General features: G+C 72.3%; 19 protein-coding genes, 1 tRNA gene and 1 other RNA gene. 12 read left to right on the top strand and 9 right to left on the bottom strand.

The window, feature by feature from the left end; all coding sequences use genetic code 11:
- Positions 1–45 precede the first annotated feature (45 nt).
- The gene (gene aceE / locus AC3WRM_RS14135; protein WP_492249061.1) at positions 46–2808 is read right to left on the bottom strand and encodes a pyruvate dehydrogenase (acetyl-transferring), homodimeric type; all 2763 of its coding nucleotides are present in this window, start codon (positions 2806–2808) and stop codon (positions 46–48) included.
- Between the two features lie 221 nt (positions 2809–3029).
- Between aceE and AC3WRM_RS14130 the strand changes: the two genes are divergently transcribed.
- From AC3WRM_RS14130 to AC3WRM_RS14115, 4 genes are all read left to right on the top strand, one after another.
- Complete coding sequence (locus AC3WRM_RS14130) at positions 3030–3416, top strand: DUF3052 domain-containing protein (RefSeq protein WP_067858566.1); 387 nt, start codon at positions 3030–3032, stop codon at positions 3414–3416.
- A 65-nt stretch (positions 3417–3481) separates the two neighbouring features.
- Positions 3482–3937 (top strand): peroxiredoxin, encoded by a 456-nt coding sequence (locus AC3WRM_RS14125; RefSeq protein ID WP_492249060.1) that lies wholly within the window; start codon positions 3482–3484, stop codon positions 3935–3937.
- Positions 3937–4242, top strand: a complete 306-nt coding sequence (locus tag AC3WRM_RS14120; protein WP_492249059.1) for a thiamine-binding protein — start codon at positions 3937–3939, stop codon at positions 4240–4242. Before AC3WRM_RS14125 ends, AC3WRM_RS14120 begins: the two co-directional genes overlap by 1 nt.
- A 184-nt stretch (positions 4243–4426) precedes the next feature.
- A tRNA-Val gene (locus AC3WRM_RS14115) sits at positions 4427–4500 on the top strand.
- Positions 4501–4519: 19 nt separating this feature from the next.
- Here AC3WRM_RS14115 and AC3WRM_RS14110 read toward each other — a convergent pair.
- Together AC3WRM_RS14110 and AC3WRM_RS14105 are read right to left on the bottom strand one after the other, a co-directional pair.
- Entirely contained in the window at positions 4520–6190 is a 1671-nt protein-coding gene (locus tag AC3WRM_RS14110; RefSeq protein WP_492249058.1) for an ABC-F family ATP-binding cassette domain-containing protein, read from the bottom strand.
- A gap of 40 nt (positions 6191–6230) precedes the next feature.
- Positions 6231–6581 carry a hypothetical protein gene (locus AC3WRM_RS14105; RefSeq protein WP_492249057.1) on the bottom strand — a complete coding sequence of 117 codons (351 nt, stop codon included), beginning with the start codon at positions 6579–6581 and terminating at the stop codon, positions 6231–6233.
- 71 nt (positions 6582–6652) lie between these two features.
- Here AC3WRM_RS14105 and AC3WRM_RS14100 point away from each other — a divergent pair, with 71 nt between their 5' ends.
- Genes AC3WRM_RS14100 through AC3WRM_RS14085 form a run of 4 tightly spaced genes read left to right on the top strand, consistent with a single transcriptional unit; the run spans position 6653 to position 11860 of the window.
- Complete coding sequence (locus AC3WRM_RS14100) at positions 6653–8776, top strand: RecQ family ATP-dependent DNA helicase (RefSeq protein WP_492249056.1); 2124 nt, start codon at positions 6653–6655, stop codon at positions 8774–8776.
- A gap of 29 nt (positions 8777–8805) precedes the next feature.
- On the top strand, positions 8806–9951 hold the full coding sequence (locus AC3WRM_RS14095; RefSeq protein WP_492249055.1) for a Nif3-like dinuclear metal center hexameric protein: 1146 nt from the start codon (positions 8806–8808) through the stop codon (positions 9949–9951).
- Positions 9909–10691, top strand: a complete 783-nt coding sequence (locus AC3WRM_RS14090) for a zinc ribbon domain-containing protein (RefSeq protein WP_492249101.1) — start codon at positions 9909–9911, stop codon at positions 10689–10691. The genes AC3WRM_RS14095 and AC3WRM_RS14090 overlap by 43 nt, the downstream gene beginning before the upstream one ends.
- Positions 10688–11860 (top strand): bifunctional RNase H/acid phosphatase, encoded by a 1173-nt coding sequence (locus tag AC3WRM_RS14085; RefSeq protein ID WP_492249054.1) that lies wholly within the window; start codon positions 10688–10690, stop codon positions 11858–11860. The genes AC3WRM_RS14090 and AC3WRM_RS14085 overlap by 4 nt, the downstream gene beginning before the upstream one ends.
- A 32-nt stretch (positions 11861–11892) precedes the next feature.
- Here AC3WRM_RS14085 and AC3WRM_RS14080 read toward each other — a convergent pair whose 3' ends face one another.
- The 3 genes from AC3WRM_RS14080 to AC3WRM_RS14070 form a co-directional block, all read right to left on the bottom strand.
- Complete coding sequence (locus AC3WRM_RS14080) at positions 11893–12654, bottom strand: YaaA family protein (protein ID WP_492249053.1); 762 nt, start codon at positions 12652–12654, stop codon at positions 11893–11895.
- An 88-nt stretch (positions 12655–12742) separates the two neighbouring features.
- A complete protein-coding gene (locus tag AC3WRM_RS14075; protein WP_492249052.1) occupies positions 12743–13318 on the bottom strand; it encodes a TMEM165/GDT1 family protein in 576 nt (191 codons plus the stop codon).
- A 204-nt stretch (positions 13319–13522) separates the two neighbouring features.
- Complete coding sequence (locus tag AC3WRM_RS14070; RefSeq protein WP_286689421.1) at positions 13523–13912, bottom strand: ACT domain-containing protein; 390 nt, start codon at positions 13910–13912, stop codon at positions 13523–13525.
- A gap of 64 nt (positions 13913–13976) precedes the next feature.
- Here AC3WRM_RS14070 and rnpB point away from each other — a divergent pair.
- Positions 13977–14372: RNase P RNA component class A (gene rnpB, locus AC3WRM_RS14065), an RNA gene on the top strand.
- A gap of 33 nt (positions 14373–14405) precedes the next feature.
- Here rnpB and map read toward each other — a convergent pair.
- Positions 14406–15254 (bottom strand): type I methionyl aminopeptidase, encoded by an 849-nt coding sequence (map, locus tag AC3WRM_RS14060; RefSeq protein ID WP_492249051.1) that lies wholly within the window; start codon positions 15252–15254, stop codon positions 14406–14408.
- Between the two features lie 76 nt (positions 15255–15330).
- On the opposite strand from map, the gene AC3WRM_RS14055 reads away from it, so the two are divergent.
- A complete protein-coding gene (locus AC3WRM_RS14055) occupies positions 15331–15528 on the top strand; it encodes a hypothetical protein (protein WP_492249050.1) in 198 nt (65 codons plus the stop codon).
- Positions 15525–15797, top strand: coding sequence for a hypothetical protein (locus tag AC3WRM_RS14050; RefSeq protein ID WP_492249049.1), 273 nt, complete (start codon positions 15525–15527; stop codon positions 15795–15797). The genes AC3WRM_RS14055 and AC3WRM_RS14050 overlap by 4 nt, the downstream gene beginning before the upstream one ends.
- Before the next feature lie 98 nt (positions 15798–15895).
- Here AC3WRM_RS14050 and panB read toward each other — a convergent pair whose 3' ends face one another.
- Positions 15896–16831 carry a 3-methyl-2-oxobutanoate hydroxymethyltransferase gene (panB, locus tag AC3WRM_RS14045; protein WP_492249048.1) on the bottom strand — a complete coding sequence of 312 codons (936 nt, stop codon included), beginning with the start codon at positions 16829–16831 and terminating at the stop codon, positions 15896–15898.
- Between the two features lie 107 nt (positions 16832–16938).
- Positions 16939–18717, bottom strand: a complete 1779-nt coding sequence (locus AC3WRM_RS14040) for an NAD+ synthase (RefSeq protein WP_492249047.1) — start codon at positions 18715–18717, stop codon at positions 16939–16941.
- A 41-nt stretch (positions 18718–18758) separates the two neighbouring features.
- Between AC3WRM_RS14040 and AC3WRM_RS14035 the strand changes: the two genes are divergently transcribed.
- The gene (locus AC3WRM_RS14035; protein ID WP_492249046.1) at positions 18759–19157 is read left to right on the top strand and encodes a YchJ family protein; all 399 of its coding nucleotides are present in this window, start codon (positions 18759–18761) and stop codon (positions 19155–19157) included.
- Positions 19158–19175 lie beyond the last annotated feature (18 nt).

Below are 19175 nucleotides of genomic sequence, written 5' to 3'. Positions count from 1 at the left end.
TCCCTGAGACGCCGACCGCCCGCGTCGACGTCCCAGGGCACCGTGTCAGGCGTCGCCGCCCTCCTGGGCGACGCCGCGGGTGGCGGTCGGGTCGTCGATGCGCAGCGACGTGAAGGCGTCGCGCACGACCGACTGGTCGACGAGCTCCTGCTGCGCGAGGCTCTGCAGCACCGAGACGACGATCGACTCCGCGTCGATCTGGAACACGCGACGCGCGGCGGCACGCGTGTCGGCGAAGCCGAAGCCGTCGGCGCCGAGCGACTGCCACGGGCCGGGGACCCAGCGGGCGATCTGGTCGGGGACGGCCCGCATGTAGTCGCTGACCGCGAGCGTGACGTTCGCGTGGTCCATGAGCTGCGTCGTGATCCACGGGACCCGCTGGTACTCGCCCGGGTTGTTGAGGTTCCACTTCTCCGCGGCGACCGCGTCTCGGGCGAGCTCGTTCCACGACGTGACCGACCAGACGTCGGCCTTCACGTCGTACTGCTCGGCGAGCATCTCCTGCGCCTTCAGCGCCCACGGCAGAGCGACGCCCGACGCCATGATGCGGGCCGTGTGGCGTCCCTGCTCGCCGCGGCGGTACAGGTAGGCGCCCTTCAGGAGGGCGTCGACGTCGAGGTCCTCCGGCTCGGCCGGCTGGTTGATGGGCTCGTTGTAGACCGTGAGGTAGTAGAGGACGTCCTCGCCGTGCGGACGGTCGTCGGACGTGCCGTACATGCGACGCATGCCGTCCTTGACGATGTGTGCGATCTCGTAGCCGTACGCGGGGTCGTAGTGCACGACCGCCGGGTTGGTCTGTGCGATGAGGGGGGAGTGGCCGTCGGCGTGCTGCAGGCCCTCGCCGGTGAGCGTGGTGCGACCCGCGGTGGCGCCGATGAGGAACCCGCGCGCCAGCTGGTCGGCCATGGCCCAGATCGAGTCGGCGGTCCGCTGGAAGCCGAACATCGAGTAGAAGAGGTAGACGGGGATCATCGGCTCGCCGTGCGTGGAGTACGCGCTGCCCGCCGCGATCGCCGACGCCATGGCCCCGGCCTCGCTGATGCCCTCGTGCAGCAGCTGACCCTTCTCGGACTCCTTGTAGGCCAGCAGCAGCTTGCGGTCGACCGACTCGTACGTCTGGCCGGCCGGGTTGTAGATCTTGGCCGACGGAAACATCGAGTCCATACCGAAGGTGCGGTACTCATCGGGCGCGATCGGCACGATACGGCGGCCGATCTCGGGGTCCTTCATGAGGTCGCGCAGGAGCCGCACGAAGGCCATCGTCGTCGCGATCTGCTGCTTGCCCGAGCCCTTGGAGAGCGCCGAGTAGGTGTCGGGCTCCGGCAGCTTGACCGACACGGGATCGACCCGACGCGACGGGAGTCCGCCGCCCAGCGCGTCGCGGCGGGCGCGCATGTACTGGATCTCCTCGCTGTCCTCGCCCGGGTGGTAGAACGGCGCGAGGTCGTCGCCCTCGATCTGCGCGTCGCTGACCGGGATGTTGAGCCGGTCCCGGAAGCGCTTGAGGTCGTCCTTGGTCAGTTTCTTCATCTGGTGCGTGGCGTTGCGGCCCTGGAAGGACTCGAGCAGCCAGCCCTTGATGGTGTGCGCCAGGATCACGGTCGGCTGGCCGGTGTGCTTCTGGGCGGCGTCGAACGCGGCGTAGACCTTGCGGTAGTCGTGGCCGCCGCGCGGCAGGCGCTCGATGTCCTCGTCGCTCAGGTGCTCGACCATGGCGCGCAGGCGCGGGTCGGGGCCGAAGAAGTTCTCGCGGTTGTAGGCGCCGGACTCCACCGACAGCGTCTGGAACTCGCCGTCGGGCGTGCGGTTCATCTGGTTGACGAGCACACCGTCGACGTCGCGGGCGAGGAGGTCGTCCCACTCGCGGCCCCACACGACCTTGATGACGTTCCAGCCGGCGCCGCGGAAGTACGACTCCAGCTCCTGGATGATCTTGCCGTTGCCGCGCACCGGGCCGTCGAGCTGCTGCAGGTTGCAGTTGACGACGAAGGTGAGGTTGTCGAGCTCCTCGCGGGCGGCGAGACCGATGGCGCCGAGCGACTCCGGCTCGCCCATCTCGCCGTCGCCGAGGAACGTCCAGACGTGCTGCTGGCTGGTGTCCTTGATGCCGCGGTCGTGCAGGTAGCGGTTGAACCGCGCCTGGTAGATGGAGTTGATCGCCGCCAGACCCATCGAGACGGTCGGGAACTCCCAGTAGTCGGGCATGAGGCGCGGGTGCGGGTACGACGACAGGCCCTGGCCGAAGCCGTGCGAGTGCTCCTGGCGGAAGCGGTCGAGCTGCTCCTCGCTCAGGCGACCCTCGAGGAAGGAGCGTGCGTAGATGCCGGGCGCGGCGTGGCCCTGGATGTAGATGTGGTCGCCGCCGCCCGGGTGGTCCTTGCCCCGGAAGAAGTGGTTGAAGCCGACCTCGTAGAGGCTGGCCGCCGACTGGTAGGTCGCGATGTGGCCGCCGACGCCCAGGCCGGGACGGTTCGCACGCGAGACCATGACGGCCGCGTTCCAACGGATGTAGGAGCGGATCCGGCGCTCGATCGCCTCGTTGCCGGGGAACCACGGCTCGTGCTCGGGCGGGATCGAGTTGATGAAGTCGGTGCTGCGCAGGGCCGGCACGCCGATGTTCTGCTCACGGGCGCGCTCGAGGAGCTTGAGCATGACGTACCGGGCGCGGGAGCGGCCCCGCTCGTCGACCATCTGGTCGAGCGACGCGAGCCACTCGGAGGTCTCGTCGGGATCGATGTCGGGCAGCTGCGTCGGCAGCCCCTCGTGGATGACAGCGGGGCGCTCGGTGGGGGACTGGCCGGTGGGCATGTGCGACTCCTGGGACGTCTTGTGGACCTCTCCATCTTTCCACGCCGGATTCGCTAGGGTGACACCGGCGGACGTTGTGAACATCTACCGATCAGTAGGAAAATCCCCTACTTTGCAGTAGGTTCTCGACCACCGTCGAACCCGACCCGGTCCCGGGCGGCACCGCCCCTCCAGGCGTGCCAGAGTGGGACCACACCACCGGACGAACCCGAGGAGAACCGTTGGACGCCGCGAGGCTGGGCTTCAGCCCCGACACCGTCATCCAGGAGCTGGGCTGGGACGAGGACGTCGACAACGAGCTCCGGTCCGCGATCGAGGAGATCGTCGGACACGCACTCGTCGACGGTGAGTCCGACGAGGTGGTCGACGGCGTCATCCTCTGGTGGCGCGACGACGACGGCGACCTCGTGGACGCGTTGTTCGACGCGCTCTCCGACCTCGCCGAGGGCGGGTCGATCTGGGTGCTCACGCCCAAGGTCGGCCGGCCGGGGTACGTGACCGGTGCCGACATCGCCGAGGCGGCTCCCGTCGCCGGCCTGTCGACGACCACGACCTCCTCGGCGTCGGCCGAGTGGGCCGCCACCAAGCTCTCCACCCACAAGCGCTGACTCCCGGCGTTTCGTCGGGGCCGGCGCAGCGGCGCCGGAGGCTCGTCGCGTCCTACTCTGGGGGCATGACGATCGACGTAGGGCAGACCGCCCCCGACTTCACGCTCAAGAGCCAGCACGGCGAGGACGTCTCGCTCTCGTCCTTCCGCGGACGTCCCGTGGCGCTGGTGTTCTTCCCCTTCGCCTTCAGCGGCATCTGCACGGGTGAGCTCTGCGAGATCCGCGACAACATCGGCGCCTTCGAGGACGGCGACGTCGAGGTGCTCGCGATCTCGTGCGACCACTTCTTCTCCAACCGGGCCTTCGCCGACGCGGAGGGCCTCACGTTCCCCGTGCTGAGCGACTTCTGGCCGCACGGCGAGGTCAGCCGCGCCTACGGCATCTTCAACGAGGGCGCGGGTGCCCCCGAGCGCGGCACCTACCTCGTCGACGCCGAGGGTGTCCTGCGCTGGAAGGTGGAGCACCCGATCGGCCAGGCGCGCGACTTCGACGCCTACCGCGCCGCGCTGGCCGAGCTCTGATGCTCGCCGCGTTCAGCATCAGCCCGGTCAGTGCCGACGAGTCGGGGTCGGTCGCGGCTGCGGTCGCCGAGGCCGTGCGGGTCGTCCGTGCGTCGGGCCTGCCGTGCGAGACGACGTCGATGTTCACGACGGTGGAGGGTGACTGGGACGAGGTGATGGCGGTCGTGAAGGCGGCCGTCGACGCCGTCGCGGCGGTCTCGTCGCGGGTCTCGCTCGTGCTGAAGGCGGACATCCGTCCGGGGTTCACGGGCCAGCTGACCGCCAAGGTCGAGCGGCTCGAGGCGCACCTGCGCGACGACGGCTGAATCCGCCCGAGTTTCCCGCTCAAACGGCTGCGCGCGGGACCGGTGCTGCGCCATGATGGGGGTGCTGCGGCCGCCCGGGACCCGAGACCCCGGCGGCCGCAGCCTCTGTCTGTCGGGACCCGGCCGTCGCGCTAGCGTGCGGTAGGGTTCCCAGGCGTCCGACGGCATCCGCCGGATCCACCCGGGGCGAATAGCTCAGCTGGTCAGAGCACTCGGCTTACACCCGAGCGGTCGGGGGTTCGAGTCCCTCTTCGCCCACCCCGTCAGGCTGCGCCGGTCAGCGCTCGCGCGCGACACGTCGCTCGTCCCACACCGGGACGTCGGACTCGTACACGTCGCCGTCCGAGCCGAACACGAGGAACCGGTCGAAGTCGCGCGTGAACCAGCGGTCGTGGGTCACGGCCAGGACGGTGCCCTCGAACCCGCGCAGCGCAGCCTGCAACGCCTCCGCCGACTCGAGGTCGAGGTTGTCGGTCGGCTCGTCGAGGAGCAGCAGGGTGGCTCCGCCGAGCTCGAGCAGCAGCACCTGGAACCGGGCCTGCTGCCCACCCGAGAGCGAGTCGAACGTCTGCTCCGCGCTGGCAGCCAGCTCGTAGCGGGCCAGCGCGCGCGACGCCTCCTCCCGCGGCATGCCGCGACGGTGGTCGTCCCCGCGGTGAAGCACGTCGACGAGGGTGCGGCCGGCGAGGTCGGGGCGACCGTGCGTCTGCACGAACCAGCCCGGCCGCACGCGCGCCCCGAGTCGTGCGGTGCCCGTGTGCGGCACGGGCGGGACCTCGACGTCGCCGACCGGCAGGTGCTCCGTCTCAGGACGGGTGCCTCCGCCGGCGAGCAGGCGGAGGAAGTGCGACTTCCCCGACCCGTTCGATCCGAGCACGGCGATGCGGTCCCCGAACCAGGCCTCGAGGTCGAAGGGATGCATCAGACCCGTGAGCTCGAGGGCCTCGCAGACCACCGCCCGCTTGCCGGTCCGACCGCCCTCGAGGCGCATGGCCAGCTTCTGGGTGCGTGGCTGCGCCTCGGGCGGCCCAGCCTCCTCGAACCGCGCGAGCCGCGTCTGGGCCGCCCGGTAGCGCGACGTCATGTCGGAGTTGTAGGCCGCCTTCTGCTTGTACATGAGCACGAGGGCGCGCAGCTTGGCCCGCTCCTCGTCCCAGCGTCGGCCGAGCTCCTCGAGACGCTCGAACCGGTGCTCGCGGGCCTCGTGGTAGCTGTCGAAACCACCGGGGTGGGTCCACGCGGTGTTGCCCGCCGCGCCGAGCTCCAGCGTCACGACGGCGGTGGCGGTGCGGGCCAGCAGCTCACGGTCGTGGCTCACGAACAGCACGCTCTTGTCGGAGTCGACCAGGCTTTCCTCGAGCCATCGCTTCCCGGGGACGTCGAGGTAGTTGTCGGGCTCGTCGAGGAGGAGCAGGTCGTGCGGGCCGCGCAGCAGCACCTCCAGCGCCAGACGCTTCTGCTCCCCGCCCGACAGCGTGGTGACCGGGCGGTCGCGGCAGCGTTCGTACGGCACGCCCAGGGCGGCCATGGTGCACACGTCCCACAGCACCTCGGCCTCGTAGCCACCGGCGTCGCCCCAGGCCGCCAGCGCCTCCGCGTAGGCGATCTGGGACGCCTCCGTCGAGGTCGCGGTCATGGCCGCCTCAGTCTCGGCCACCCGCACGCCGGCGTCACGCACGCGCGTCGGCGACGCCTGCAGCAGGACGTCGGTGACGGTGCCCCGCGACAGGAACTGCCGCATGACGCCCATCGTCCCGTCACGGGAGATCGCTCCCTCGTCGGGCTTGAGGTCGCCGATCACGATCCGCAGCAGCGTGGTCTTGCCCGCGCCGTTCGCGCCGACCAACGCCACGCGGTCACGCTCACCCACCCGGAACGACACGTCGCTGAGCAGCGGTCGCCCGTCGGGCAGGGAGTGCGTCACGGACGCGACGTCGAGGTACGGCACCGTCCGACCGTACCCGTCTCGTGCCCGGACACCGAGCGGGTCAGCCCTCCGGGCAGGACGTGCGCACGAGGCGCTCGATCTGGGCCAGGCCACCCGCCACGCTGTCGTCGTCCGCCTGGGCGACGACCGCCACGCCGTAGCGGTCGTGCAGGAGTCGGTACGCCCGCTCGACGTCACCGTCGACGAGGGCCACGGTACCGGCAGGCGTGCTGCGGGCGAGGCGCACGACGACGTCGTCGGTGCGCAGGCCGCCGACCTTCTCCACCACGTCCTTCGCCGCGTCCGTCGTCTGGTCCTGCCCGCACCGCAGATCGGGGGCGGTCACGGCGCCAGGCGCGTCCGAGCAGCCGAGGAGCAGGGCGAGGATGCCGACGGCCAGGGCGCGACCCATGCGCCCACTGTCGTCCACAGGGCGCGTCGCGGCAAGGAGCCGGTGTCGGCAGCGCCTGACACGATGACCGGGTGACCACCTCCACCGCCACGGACGCCCTCGACGCCCTGCGTCGACTCACCGGACGACCCGACGCCCAGTTCCACGACGGCCAGCTCGAGGCGATCACGGCCCTCGTCGACGACCACCGGCGCGCGCTCGTCGTCCAGCGCACCGGCTGGGGCAAGTCGGCGGTCTACTTCGTGGCGACCTCGCTGCTGCGCGCCCGTGGCACCGGTCCCACCCTCCTGGTGTCACCGCTGATCGCGCTCATGCGCGACCAGGTCGCCGCGGCGGCCCGCGCGGGCGTGCGCGCGGTGTCGATCAGCTCGGCCAACGCGCACGAGTGGGACGACGTGCGCGCACGGCTCGACGCCGACGACGTCGACGTGCTCCTCGTGTCGCCCGAGCGGCTCACCAACCCCCGGTTCCGCGACGAGCAGCTGCCCGAGCTGCGCCAGCGCATCGGCCTGCTCGTCGTCGACGAGGCGCACTGCATCTCCGACTGGGGCCACGACTTCCGGCCCGACTACCGCCGCCTGGCCGACCTCATCGACTCGATGCCCGACGGCGTCCCGGTGCTGGCCACCACCGCCACCGCCAACCAGCGGGTGGTCACCGACGTCGAGGAGCAGCTCGGTGCCACCGGGCCAGGGGCCCCGGGCGACGCGGGCGTCCTCACGCTGCGGGGGTCGCTGGCACGCACGAGCCTGAGGCTCGGGTCGCTGCGGCTCCCCAGCTCCAAGGAGCGGCTCGGCTGGCTCGTCTCACACCTGGCCGAGCTGCCGGGCAGCGGCATCGTCTACACGCTCACGGTCTCGGCCGCGGAGGACCTCGCGCGGCTGCTCACCGAGGCGGGCCACGAGGTGGCGGCCTACACGGGCCGCACCGACCCCGACGAGCGGGTGCGGCTGGAGCAGGCGCTGAAGGACGACCAGCTGAAGGCGCTCGTCGCCACCAGCGCGCTCGGCATGGGCTTCGACAAGCCGAACCTGGGATTCGTCGTGCACCTCGGGGCGCCGTCGTCGCCGGTCGCGTACTACCAGCAGGTCGGGCGTGCGGGCCGTGCCACGGAGTCGGCCGACGTCCTGCTGCTCCCGGGCCCGGAGGACGCCGACATCTGGCGCTACTTCGCGACGGCGTCGATGCCGACGCAGGCCAAGGTCGACGCGGTGCTCGGCGCCCTCGACAGCACGCCGACGTCGGTCGCGGCGCTGGAGGCGCAGGTCGACATCCGCCGGACCCCGCTCGAGCTGCTGCTCAAGGTGCTCGACGTCGACGGTGCCGTCCGCCGGGTGCAGGGCGGCTGGGTCAGCACTGGCCAGCCGTGGGTCTACGACGCGGAGCGGTACGAGCGCATCGCGCAGGCCCGCGAGGCCGAGCAGGAGGCGATGCTCGAGTACCAGGCCGGACGCACCTGCCGGATGGAGCTGCTCCAGCGCCAGCTCGACGACCCTACGGCCGCGCCGTGCGGCCGCTGCGACGTGTGCGCCGGGCCCTGGTACCCGACGAGCACCGACGGCGAGGCCGTCGCGCGAGCCACGCAGTCGCTGGACCGCGTCGGGGTGCCCGTCGACCCGAGGGCGCAGTGGCCCTCCGGCGTCGGGCGCCTCGGGGTCGACGTGTCGGGGCGCATCCCGCCGACGGAGCGTCCGGAGACCGGGCGGGTCGTGGCCCGCCTCACCGACCTCGGCTGGGGCGGCACGTTGCGCGAGCTGTTCGCCACCGGCGCTCCCGACGTCCCCGTGCCCGAGCCCCTGCTGGGCGCCTGTGCGCGTGCCCTGCGCGACTGGCCCTGGGCGGAGCGTCCGGTGGCGGTCGTCGCGGTGCCGTCGGTCTCGCGCCCGACGCTGGTCGGCTCGGTCGCCGAGGGGCTGGCGGGGCTCGGTCGACTCCCGCTGCTGCCGCCCCTGCAGCTCGCGCCCGGGGCCCCGCAGAGCACGCAGGGAGGCAACAGCGCGTTCCGCCTGGCAGGCGTGTGGGGGCGGTTCGTGGTGCCCGACGACCTGCGGGCGGCCCTGGCCGGGCTCACCGGTCCGGTCCTGCTCGTCGACGACCTCGTCGACAGCCGCTGGACCATGGCCGTGGCCTCGCGCGAGCTGCGCCGCGCCGGGGCCGACGCGGTGCTGCCGTTCGCGCTCGGCTCGGTCGGGTAGCGCCGGCGCCGGGTCGTAGGGTGGCCGGCATGCCGACCTTGCGTGACGTCGTCCGCGTGCTCGACGAGCTCTACGACCCGCGGTGGGCCGACGACTGGGACGCGGTGGGCGCCGTCGTCGGCGACCCGGACGCCCCGGTGTCGCGCATCCTCCTCGCCGTCGACCCCGTCCAGGCCGTCGCCGACGAGGCCGTCGCCCGCGGAGCCGACCTGCTCCTCACGCACCACCCCCTGTACCTCAAGGGGGTCACGTCGGTCGCCGCCACGACGCCGAAGGGCCGCGTCGTGCACACGCTCGCCTCGCACGGCGTGGCGCTGCACACCTGCCACACCAACGCCGACTCGCCCCCGCTCGGCGTCTCGGAGTCGATGGCCCTGGCCCTCGGCCTCACCGACGTTCGCCCGCTCGAGGTCGACACCGATCCCGGGCTCGACGCCTGGGTCGTGCACGTGCCACGCGCCGACGCCGACACGGTCGCCGCCGCCATGCACGACGCGGGTGCCGGGAGCATCGGCGACTACGACTCGGCCGTCTTCCGCTCCGACGGCACGGGGTCCTTCCGTCCGCTGGCCGGCGCGAACCCCGCGATCGGCGAGGTCGGGTCGCTCGAGCACGTCGAGGAGACCCGGCTCGAGCTCGTGGCGCCCACCGCGGCGCGCGAGTCCGTCCGCGCCGCGCTGCTGGAGGCCCATCCCTACGAGGAGGTCTCGTACCTCCTGCTGCCCACGGCGCCCCGCCCGGGCGACCGGGGGAGCGGCCGCATCGGGGTGCTCCCGCAGCCCACGACGCTCGGTGACTTCGTCGAGCACGTGCACCGCACCCTGCCCGCGCACGGCAGCGCGACCCGCGTGGCCGGCGACCTCGGGCGCGCGGTGCGTACCGTCGCCCTCTGCGGCGGATCGGGCGACTTCCTGCTCCCCACCGCCGACGCGGCCGGCGCCGACGTCTACGTCACATCCGACCTCAAGCACCACCCCGTGAGCGAGCACCTCGAGCGGCCGGGAGCCTGTGCCGTGGTCGACGTGCCCCACTGGGCCGCGGAGTGGACCTGGCTGCCGGTGGCGGCGTCCGCGCTGCGGGACCGGCTGGGCGATACGGTTGACGTCCACGTGTCGACGCTCGTGACCGACCCCTGGTCGCACGCGCTGGCTCCCGCACCCAGGAGGACCCTCTGAAAGCCGAACCGTCCGCCCAGCAGACGCTGCTGGAGCTGCAGACCCAGGACTCCGCGCTCGCCCGTCTGCAGCACCGACGCGGCACCCTCCCCGAGATCGCCCGCATCGAGGAGCTGACGCAGGAGATCGCGCAGCTGCGCGGGCGCCAGATCGAGGTCGAGACGAAGGTCAGCGACCTCGCCCGCGTGCAGTCCAAGGCCGAGGCTGAGGTCGAGCAGGTCAAGGCGCGACGCACCCGCGACGAGGAGCGGCTCTCGTCCGGAGCGATCACCAACCCCAAGGACCTCGAGAACCTCCAGCACGAGCTGGGTGCGCTCGAGCGGCGCATCGCGACGCTCGAGGACGAGGAGCTCACCGTCATGGAGGACCTCGAGATCGCCGAGGCGGAGCTGCGTGCCGTCACCGCCGACCACGACGCCCTCGTCGCGGAGCTCGAGCACGTGACCGCGGCGCGTGACGCTGCCCTCGCCGCGATCGACGACGAGATCGCGGCGGTCCAGTCCGAGCGCGAGTCGACCGCCCCGGCGGTCCCGAAGGACCTCCTGGCGCTCTACGACAAGGTCCGGGCGCAGTACGGCGGGCTCGGCGCTGCCGCGCTGCGGGCGCGACGCTGCGAGGGCTGCCGCCTGGAGCTGAACGGCGCCGACCTGCGCGAGCTCGCCGCTCGCCCCGAGGACGACGTCCTGCGCTGCCCCGAGTGCAGCCGCATCCTCGTGCGGACGGCCGAGTCGGGACTGTGAGCACCGCCCGCGTCGTCGTCGAGGCCGACGGCGGGTCACGGGGCAACCCGGGACCCGCCTCGTACGGCGCCCTCGTGCGCGACGCGGAGAGCGGAGAGGTGCTCGCCACGCGGGGCGAGACGATCGGGACCGCCACCAACAACGTCGCCGAGTACCGCGGCCTCATCGCCGGCCTCGAGCTCGCCGCCGAGCACGCGCCAGGTGCCGACGTCGAGGTCCGCATGGACTCCAAGCTCGTCGTCGAGCAGATGGCCGGCCGGTGGAAGGTCAAGCACCCGTCGATGCAGCCGCTGGCTGCCCAGGCCCGCGAGCTCGCGGGATCGGTCACGGACTGGACGTGGGTGCCGCGCGAGCGCAACGCCGCCGCCGACGCGCTCGCCAACGAGGCCCTCGACGCCCAGGCCCGCACGGGTCAGCCGGCCGTCGTCGGCACCGGTGCTCGACAGGAGACCGGTGCGCCGAGACCCGCCGACGACGTGACGGCACCGGTCGACGCGCCCGCGGCAGCCGGCAAGGACACCAACCCGCTCCTCGGCTGGCGCGGCGACGTGCACGGACGGCCGACCACGCTGGTGCTGCTGCGGCACGGCGTCACGGCCCACACCCAGCGCAAGCTGTTCTGCGGTCGCGGCGGCTCCGATCCCGGGCTCGTCGCCGAGGGCGAGGCGCAGGCCGCCCGCGCGGCGGCCTGGATCGCGCGGCACCACGACGTCGACGCCATCGTCGCCTCCCCGCTGCGTCGCACCCGGGAGACGGCCGGCTTCGTCGCCCGGGAGACCGGGCTGGAGGTCTCGGTCGACGACGGTGTCGAGGAGGCCGCGTTCGGCGACTGGGACGGCCACGGCTTCGGCGACATCATGCAGCGTTGGCCCGAGGAGATGTCCGCCTGGCTCGCCTCGACCGCGGTCGCCCCACCCGGTGGCGAGTCCTTCGACGAGGTGCAGGAGCGGGTCAGGGAGGCACTCGACCGGATCCTTGCCCAGCACGCAGGGGAGACCGTCGTGGTGGTCAGCCACGTCACCCCCATCAAGCTGATGACGCGCCTCGCGCTCGACGGACCGATGTCGATCATCCACCGCATGGAGCTCGCGCCCGCCAGCATCACCACGATCGCCTGGTGGCCCGACGGCACGCCGTCGCTGCGCGGGTTCTCGGTCGTCCCCGAGTAGCCCGCCAGCCCAGAGAGTCGGGCCCAGACGGGTCAGTGCGTGCCGGTGGTGACGACGTCGAGGCGCGTGCCGTCCTGCTCGACCGTCCAGCCGAGGCCGCGCCAGGCCTCGACGAGCTCGTCGACGGTCGCGGGCTGCGCCCCGTCGAGGAGCAGGGCGCGGACCAGCCGTCCCTTGGTCGCCTTGTTGAAGTGGCTGACGACGGTGCGTCGGCCGTCCTGCTCGTGCAGCACCCGCACGGTGGCGGTGCGCGGCGCCAGGTCGGCGGACGGCTTGCCGAGGTTCACGTACGCACCGGACCGCAGGTCGACGAGGAGCCCACCGTCGGCGGCCTCGTCGAGTGCGTCGGGCAGCACGGGTCGCCACCGCCCCGCGACGGGGCCGAGGCGCGGCAGGGTGACCGTGCCGGACAGCCGGTACGCCGGGATCAGGTCACCGACGCGGACCAGCCCGAAGAGGGCGCTCGCCACGGCGACGGACGCGTCGGCGCGGGCCGTCGCGTCGGCGTCGAGCGAGGCGAGGTCGAGCTCGCCGAACAGCACTCCCGTGTACACGGAGCCGGCGGGCGCGCAGGGCGCCTCGAAGAGCCGGGCGTCGGTCTCGATCGCGTCGGCCTGCGTCGGCCCGAGGCCCAGCACCTCGGCCGCGCGCCGCGTCCCGGCCAGTCGCACGAGCGCACGGGCCACCTGGTCGCGCACCCGGTGCAGCCGGGGGAACGACAACGCGTCGAGGTCGAGCGCTGGTCCGTCGGTCGGTGCGGTCTTGCCCTCGGAGGGCGGGAGCAGGATCAGCACCCGCCGAGCCTACCGAGGGCGCGTCGAGCCGCGGCGCCGCCCGTCCCCGCAGGGACGCGACGGCGCCGGGCACGGTCGCTCCGGCGGGTCAGCGCAGGCCCTCGATGATGAGCAGCACGCCGAAGATCGCGAACGCCGCCGAGGCGCCGATCTTGATGACCTTCTCGGGCAGGTGCTTGCCGAGGACGGCGCCCACGACGATCGCGAGGGCGTCGGCGGCGACCATGCCGACGGTGCTGCCGATCCACGTGCCGAGCCAGTTCTCGCGGACGGCGAGCGTGATCGTCGCGAGCATCGTCTTGTCACCGAGCTCGGCGAGGAAGAACGCCAGGCCGACGGCCAGCAGCGCCGACCCCGTGGCCTTCTTCGCCTTCTCGGCCTCGTCGTCGGTCAGCTCGTCGCCGCGCAGCGTCCAGGCCGCGAAGCCGAGGAACGCGATACCGGCCGCGATCGCGATGGGTCCCTGGTACTGCTCGAAGCTCGAGCCGATCGCGTAGCCGATGCCGACCGACGCGAGGTGGACGATCGCCGTCGCCAGGGTGATGCCGAGCAGCACGTCGCGTGCGCGGTACCGGGTGGCGAACGTCATCGCCATCAGCTGGCTCTTGTCGCCGAGCTCGGCGACGAAGATGACAGCCGTGCTGAGCCACAGGGCCTCGAACATGGGTTTCTCCTCGTCCGGACCAGGACGAGGAGCCATGATCGACGAGCCTCGACCCGGACCGTCGTGTGTGTACGACATTCGGGTCGAAAGTCTCGTCCGCCGGACCGTTCGCACGGCCCTGGCCCGCTGCACCGGAGGCGGGGCCCGAGGGCCCGGCATCAGTATGTCGACGCAGCGATTGGGGACTACTCCCTTTCGCGACCCTCACCCTAGGGCATCGAGGATGCGCAGCGCATCGTGACGTCGGTCCCACGGGACGACGAGGTGGTCGTGGTGGAAGCCGGCGACGACGTTGCAGGCGATCTGCTCGGCTGCGAGGGCGGTGGAGATCGAGCTGGTGAGCCCGACGGCGTCGAGCGCCGACACCACGGCCAGCGTGATCCATGCGCCCACGAACTCGTACACGAGCCCGTCCTCCTCAGCCTCGACCTGCTCGACCACGACCGTGAGCCCCTCCCGCTCGCGCACCGTGGCGAGTGCCGTCGACGTGTCGAAGCCGGGCGCGACGATCGCGTAGACCACCGGCTCCGGGTGCAGGCGCGGGCGCAGCTCGCCGACCGCCGACGTCGTCCGTGCCTCGTCCTCGAGCTCCACGCGCCCAGCGTAGACGTGTGCGGGGTCCGGGTCGGGTCACGTGCGGCCTAGACTGGACGACGAACGAGGCGGCCGGGCGGCCGCGGCGGGCTCCGGCCCGTCGAGGAAAGTCCGGACTCCACAGAGCACGGTGGTGGCCAACAGCCACCCACGGCGACGTGCGGGACAGTGCCACAGAGAACAGACCGCCAGCGGCCCCGCGACCTTCGGGTCACGGGGTGCGGGCAAGGGTGAAACGGTGAGGTAAGAGCTCACCAGCGGCGTCGGTGACGGCGTCGGCTCGGTAAACCCCACCGGGAGCAAGACCAAGAGGGCGCTCCGGCGCCTGCGCTGACGGGCTGCTCGTCCGACGTCAGCGGGTAGGTCGCTCGAGGCGCGCAGCAATGCGTGACCCAGATGGATGGTCGCCCCCCGGCCCTCGGGCCGGGGACAGAATCCGGCTTACAGGCCGCCTCGTTCCCTCTCCTCCGCGCCTGCGGCTCCTGCCGTCGGGTCAGGGGAGGGTGAGGATCTCCGCGCCGTCGGGGGTGACGAGCAGGGTGTGCTCGAACTGCGCGGTGCGCGAGCCGTCGCGCGTGACGGCCGTCCAGCCGTCGTCCCACAGGTCCCACTCGATGGTGCCGAGGGTCAGCATCGGCTCGATGGTGAACGTCATGCCCACCTCGATGAGGGTGTCCGCGGCAGGGTCGTCATAGTGCGGGACGATCAGGCCGTCGTGGAACGCCGGGCCCACGCCGTGGCCGGTGAAGTCGCGCACGACGCCGTAGCCGAACCGCTTGGCGTACGCCTCGATCACGGCGCCGATCACGTTGATGCGCCGGCCGGGCTTCACCGCCCGGATCGCCCGGTGCGTGGCCTCGCGGGTGCGTTCGACGAGCAGCCGCGACTCCTCGTCGACGTCGCCCACGAGGTAGGTCTTGTTGGTGTCGCCGTGCACGCCGTCGACGTAGGCCGTGATGTCGATGTTGACGATGTCGCCGTCCTCCAGCGGACGGTCGTCGGGGATCCCGTGGCAGATCACCTCGTTGACGCTGCTGCAGAGCGACTTCGGGTAGCCGCGGTAGCCGAGCGTGGACGGGTAGGCGCCGTGGTCGAGCAGGAAGGTGTGGCCGACCCGGTCGAGCTCGTCGGTGGTGACGCCCGGCGCGATGGCCGCCTCGACGGCGTCGAGCGCCTGCGCGGCGACCCGGCCCGCCACGCGCATCCGCTCGATGGTGTCAGCATCGCGCACCAGCGGTCCGCGGTAGGGCAGCGGCGCGGCCTGGCCGACGTACTCGGGACGCTCGATGGTCGACGGGACGTGACGCAGGGGAGAGACGTGGCCGGGGCTGAGGAGAGGCACGCAGGCATGCTACGAGGGCAGCCGAAGCCGGCCCGGGTGAGGGGCGGCGGCGCTCGCGGTGCGGCAGGATGGCGTCATGAGCGCCGACGCCCCCGCCTTCTACTTCTGCCTGAAGCACCACACCGTCGAGGGGGAGGACGGCTGCAAGGCCTCCGACCGTCTCGGCCCGTACCCGACGCAGGCTGCCGCCGAGCACGCCCTGGAGACGGTGCAGGAGCGGAACGAGTCGTGGGACAACGACCCGAACTGGAACGACGACGCGCCTCGCCCGTGAGGCGCACCCGACGCGAGCGGGAGCGGTCCGGCCCGTGGATCGGGGTCGGCGGTCTCGTGGTCATGCTCTGGCTCGTCGCCTCCACGGTCCTCTACGCGCCCTGGTGGGGCATCGTGCTGCACCTGCTCGTGCTCGCGTGCTTCGTGCCCGTCCTGCGCCGCCGCATCGCCACACGCCCCGCCGACGCCCCGTGGGTGCCGGTCTACGCCCTCGCGGCCTGGGGCGCCCTCAACGCGGTGGGCGTCCTCGCCTGGGGCTGGCAGGTCTGACCGTTGACGTGGGGCCCCACGCAAACACGCAGATCGGGCGCACGGTTGCGTGGGGGAGAGCCGGTTCACGTGGGGCCCCACGTCAACAGGCCCCCACGTCAGGCGTCGAAGGAGTGCTCCGGAGCGGGGAAGGTGCCGGACGCGACGTCGGCGGCGAACTCCTGCGCCGCGCCCAGGATGATGCCGTGCAGGTCGGCGTACCGCTTGACGAAGCGGGGCGCCTTGCCCGTCCGCAGGCCGAGCATGTCCTGCCAGACCAGCACCTGGGCGTCGCAGCTGGGACCTGCGCCGATCCCGATGGTCGGGATGTGCAGCCGCTCGGTGATCTGCGCCGCGATGGGCGCCGGCACCATCTCCATGACGACGGACGACGCGCCGGCCTCCTGCACCGCGAGAGCGTCCTCCATCAGCCGTGACGCCGCGTCGCCGCGACCCTGCACCCGGTAGCCGCCCAGGGCGTGCTCGGCCTGCGGGGTGAAGCCGATGTGGGCCATCACGGGCACCGCGCCCTTCGTGAGCAGCTCGATCTGCGGCGCCATCTCGGCACCGCCCTCGAGCTTGACGACGTGCGCCTCGCCCTCCTTCATGAACCGCACCGCCGTGTCGTACGCCTGCTCGGGGGAGCGTTGGTAGGAGCCGAACGGCAGATCGGCCACCACGAGGGCGCGACGGGCGGTGCGGGTGACGGCCTTGACCAGGGGCAGCAGCTCGTCGACCGTCACCGGCAGCGACGACGCGTAGCCGAAGACGTTGTTCGCGGCGGAGTCGCCGATGAACAGCACGGGCACGCCTGCCTCGTCGAACGTCGCGGCCGTGTACTGGTCGTACGTCGTGAGCATGACCCACTTGTGGCCCTGCTCCTTCCACTGCTGCAGGTGGTGGGTGCGCACGCGGCGGATCGCGGGGTCGGTCGTCGGGCCGGTGGCGGCAGTGCCGACGGACGTCGACGCGGCCGCGGGGCCGCCGCCGTAGGGGGCCGGCTCCTCGGCCGACGTGCTCGCGCCGGTCGCGGGGGCAGGGGTGGGTTCAGACATGGTGGTTCCCTTCCTTCTCGCAGCCCCTCGGTGGGGGTCCACGGACGAGCTCCATCCTGCCGCATCGGCGACGGTTGTCACCTCGTTGTGCGTCAGGTCACGACCCGTCAGGAGTCGAGCGACTCGCGCCACCCGTTGGTGATCGGCACGCGCCGGTCGCGGCCGAAGTTGCGACGGCTGATCTTCGGACCCGGCGGGTACTGGCGGCGCTTGTACTCGGCCTTGTCGACCAGCGTCACGACCCGCTCCACCAGCGCGGGGTCGAAGCCCTCGGCCACCACGGCCGCGGCGCCCAGGTCGCGCTCGACGTAGGCGTCGAGGACGGCGTCGAGCAGGTCGTAGGACGGCAGGGAGTCGGAGTCGAGCTGGCCGGGCCGCAGCTCGGCCGACGGCTCCTTCTCGATCGCGTTCTCGGGGATGGGCGGCTGCTCGCCGCGCTCCTCGGCCCAGCGGTTGCGCCAGCGCGAGACCTCCCAGACCAGCGTCTTCGGCAGGTCCTTGATGGGCGCGTAGGCCCCGACCGCGTCGCCGTAAATGGTCGAGTAGCCGGTGGCCAGCTCGGACTTGTTGCCGCAGGCCAGCACCAGGTGGCCGTGCTGGTTCGACAGGCCCATCCAGATCACGGCGCGGATGCGAGCCTGCAGGTTCTCCTCGGCGATGCCGTCGAGGTGCAGCCCCTCCTGGCCCAAGGTCGACTGGAACGCGTCGAAGATCGGGGCGATGGGGACGGTGTCGAGCTGCAGCCCGGTGCGTCGAGCCAGCTCGGCGGCGTCGCTGCGGCTGTGGTCGGTCGACCACGCGCTCGGGTTCGACACGCCGAACACGTTCTCCGCGCCCAGCGCGTCGACGGCGATCGCGCCGACCAGGGTCGAGTCGATGCCACCGGACAGGCCCAGCAGCACCGAGCGACCGCCGTTCTTGTGCACGTAGTCGCGCAGTCCGAGAACGATCGCCCAGTAGCGCTCGCCGAGGTCGTCCCAGCGCTCGGCGACGCGAGGCTCGAGCGGCTCGTACGGGGCCAGCGGCTCGGACGAGACGATCGTGCGCTCGACCCGCAGCCCGGCGAAGCGGGCGTCGGGGTCGGGCATCGGAGCCGTCGCCGCGGGCAGGTCGAGGTCGACGACCAGCAGCTCGGGCTCGAACTGCGCCGCGCGGGCGACGAGGTCGCCCGCGGCGTCGACCACGAGGGAGTCGCCGTCGAAGACCAGCTCGTCCTGGCCGCCGACGAGGTTGACGTAGGCCAGGGCGCAGCTGCCCTCCCGGGCGCGTCGTGCGCACAGCTCGAGCCGGGTGTCGTCCTTCGCGGCCTCGTAGGGGGAGCCGTTGATCACGACGAGGAGTCCCGCCTCCGCGGCGTCGGCGGCGGCGGAGGGACCGTCCTGCCAGATGTCCTCGCAGATGGCGATGGCCACGTCGACGCCGTGCACCTGCACGACCTGCGTCTCGTCGCCTGCGACGAAGTGACGGAACTCGTCGAACACGCCGTAGTTCGGGAGGTGGTGCTTGTCGTAGCGGGTGACGACGCAGCCACCGGTGATCACCGACGCGGAGTTCGTGGGTGCGTTCTTCGGCACCCCGAGCCGATCGGTGTCGATGTGGTCCTTCGCGGTGTCGAGGTGCCCGACGACCACGACGAGGTCTCCCAGCCCCTCGTCGGCGAGCCGGGTGGCCAGCGCCGGCACGTGGGCGCGGGTGCCCTCGATGAAGCTGAGGCGGTAGGCGAGGTCCTCCACCGGGTAGCCGTTGAGCACCATCTCCGGCAGCACCAGCAGGTGAGCACCCGCCTGCGCCGCCTCGTGCGCGGCCGCGACGACGAGCTCGACGTTCCCGTCGAGGTCGCCGAGACGAGGGTTGACCTGAGCGAGGGCGAGTCGGAGCTGAGGCACGTGATCAGCCTAGGGCGTGGGGCGTGCCGCATCATGTCGTCATGGCCAGGACCTGCCCGTGCGGCACCGGCGCACCCTTCGACCGCTGCTGCGGCCCGTACCTCGACGGGCAGCCCGCCCCGACCGCGGAGCGGCTCATGCGGTCGCGGTACACCGCCTACGTCCGTGGCGACGGCGGGCACCTGCTGCGCACCTGGCACCCGACCACCCGGCCGGCGCGCATCGACCACGACCCGGGCCTCGAGTGGCTCGGCCTCGAGGTGCTGCGCACCGAGGCCGGTGACGTCGGCGACGCGTTCGGCGTGGTCGAGTTCCGGGCCGTCTACGTCGACGACGAACCGGGTGTCCTGCACGAGGTGAGCCGCTTCGCGCGCACCGACGAGGGGTGGCAGTACGTCCGTGGTCGCATGGTCGAGGACGGCCCGCCGGGGATCCCCTGAGCCGCCTCGACCACGAAA

The organism is Aeromicrobium sp. EU05-FHT14F07 (assembly GCF_058790455.1).
Note: the sequence above shows the minus strand (reverse complement) of the source record. Positions and strands in the feature narration are given on the sequence as shown.

What these genes read in the sequence shown, in the direction of transcription:
- aceE (WP_492249061.1), bottom strand. Translation starts at nt 2,808, where the DNA reads ATGCCCACCGGCCAGTCCCCCACCGAGCGCCCCGCTGTCATCCACGAG.
- AC3WRM_RS14125 (WP_492249060.1), top strand. Translation starts at nt 3,482, where the DNA reads ATGACGATCGACGTAGGGCAGACCGCCCCCGACTTCACGCTCAAGAGC.
- AC3WRM_RS14120 (WP_492249059.1), top strand. Translation starts at nt 3,937, where the DNA reads ATGCTCGCCGCGTTCAGCATCAGCCCGGTCAGTGCCGACGAGTCGGGG.
- AC3WRM_RS14105 (WP_492249057.1), bottom strand. Translation starts at nt 6,581, where the DNA reads ATGGGTCGCGCCCTGGCCGTCGGCATCCTCGCCCTGCTCCTCGGCTGC.
- AC3WRM_RS14095 (WP_492249055.1), top strand. Translation starts at nt 8,806, where the DNA reads ATGCCGACCTTGCGTGACGTCGTCCGCGTGCTCGACGAGCTCTACGAC.
- AC3WRM_RS14075 (WP_492249052.1), bottom strand. Translation starts at nt 13,318, where the DNA reads ATGTTCGAGGCCCTGTGGCTCAGCACGGCTGTCATCTTCGTCGCCGAG.
- AC3WRM_RS14055 (WP_492249050.1), top strand. Translation starts at nt 15,331, where the DNA reads ATGAGCGCCGACGCCCCCGCCTTCTACTTCTGCCTGAAGCACCACACC.
- panB (WP_492249048.1), bottom strand. Translation starts at nt 16,831, where the DNA reads ATGTCTGAACCCACCCCTGCCCCCGCGACCGGCGCGAGCACGTCGGCC.
- AC3WRM_RS14035 (WP_492249046.1), top strand. Translation starts at nt 18,759, where the DNA reads ATGGCCAGGACCTGCCCGTGCGGCACCGGCGCACCCTTCGACCGCTGC.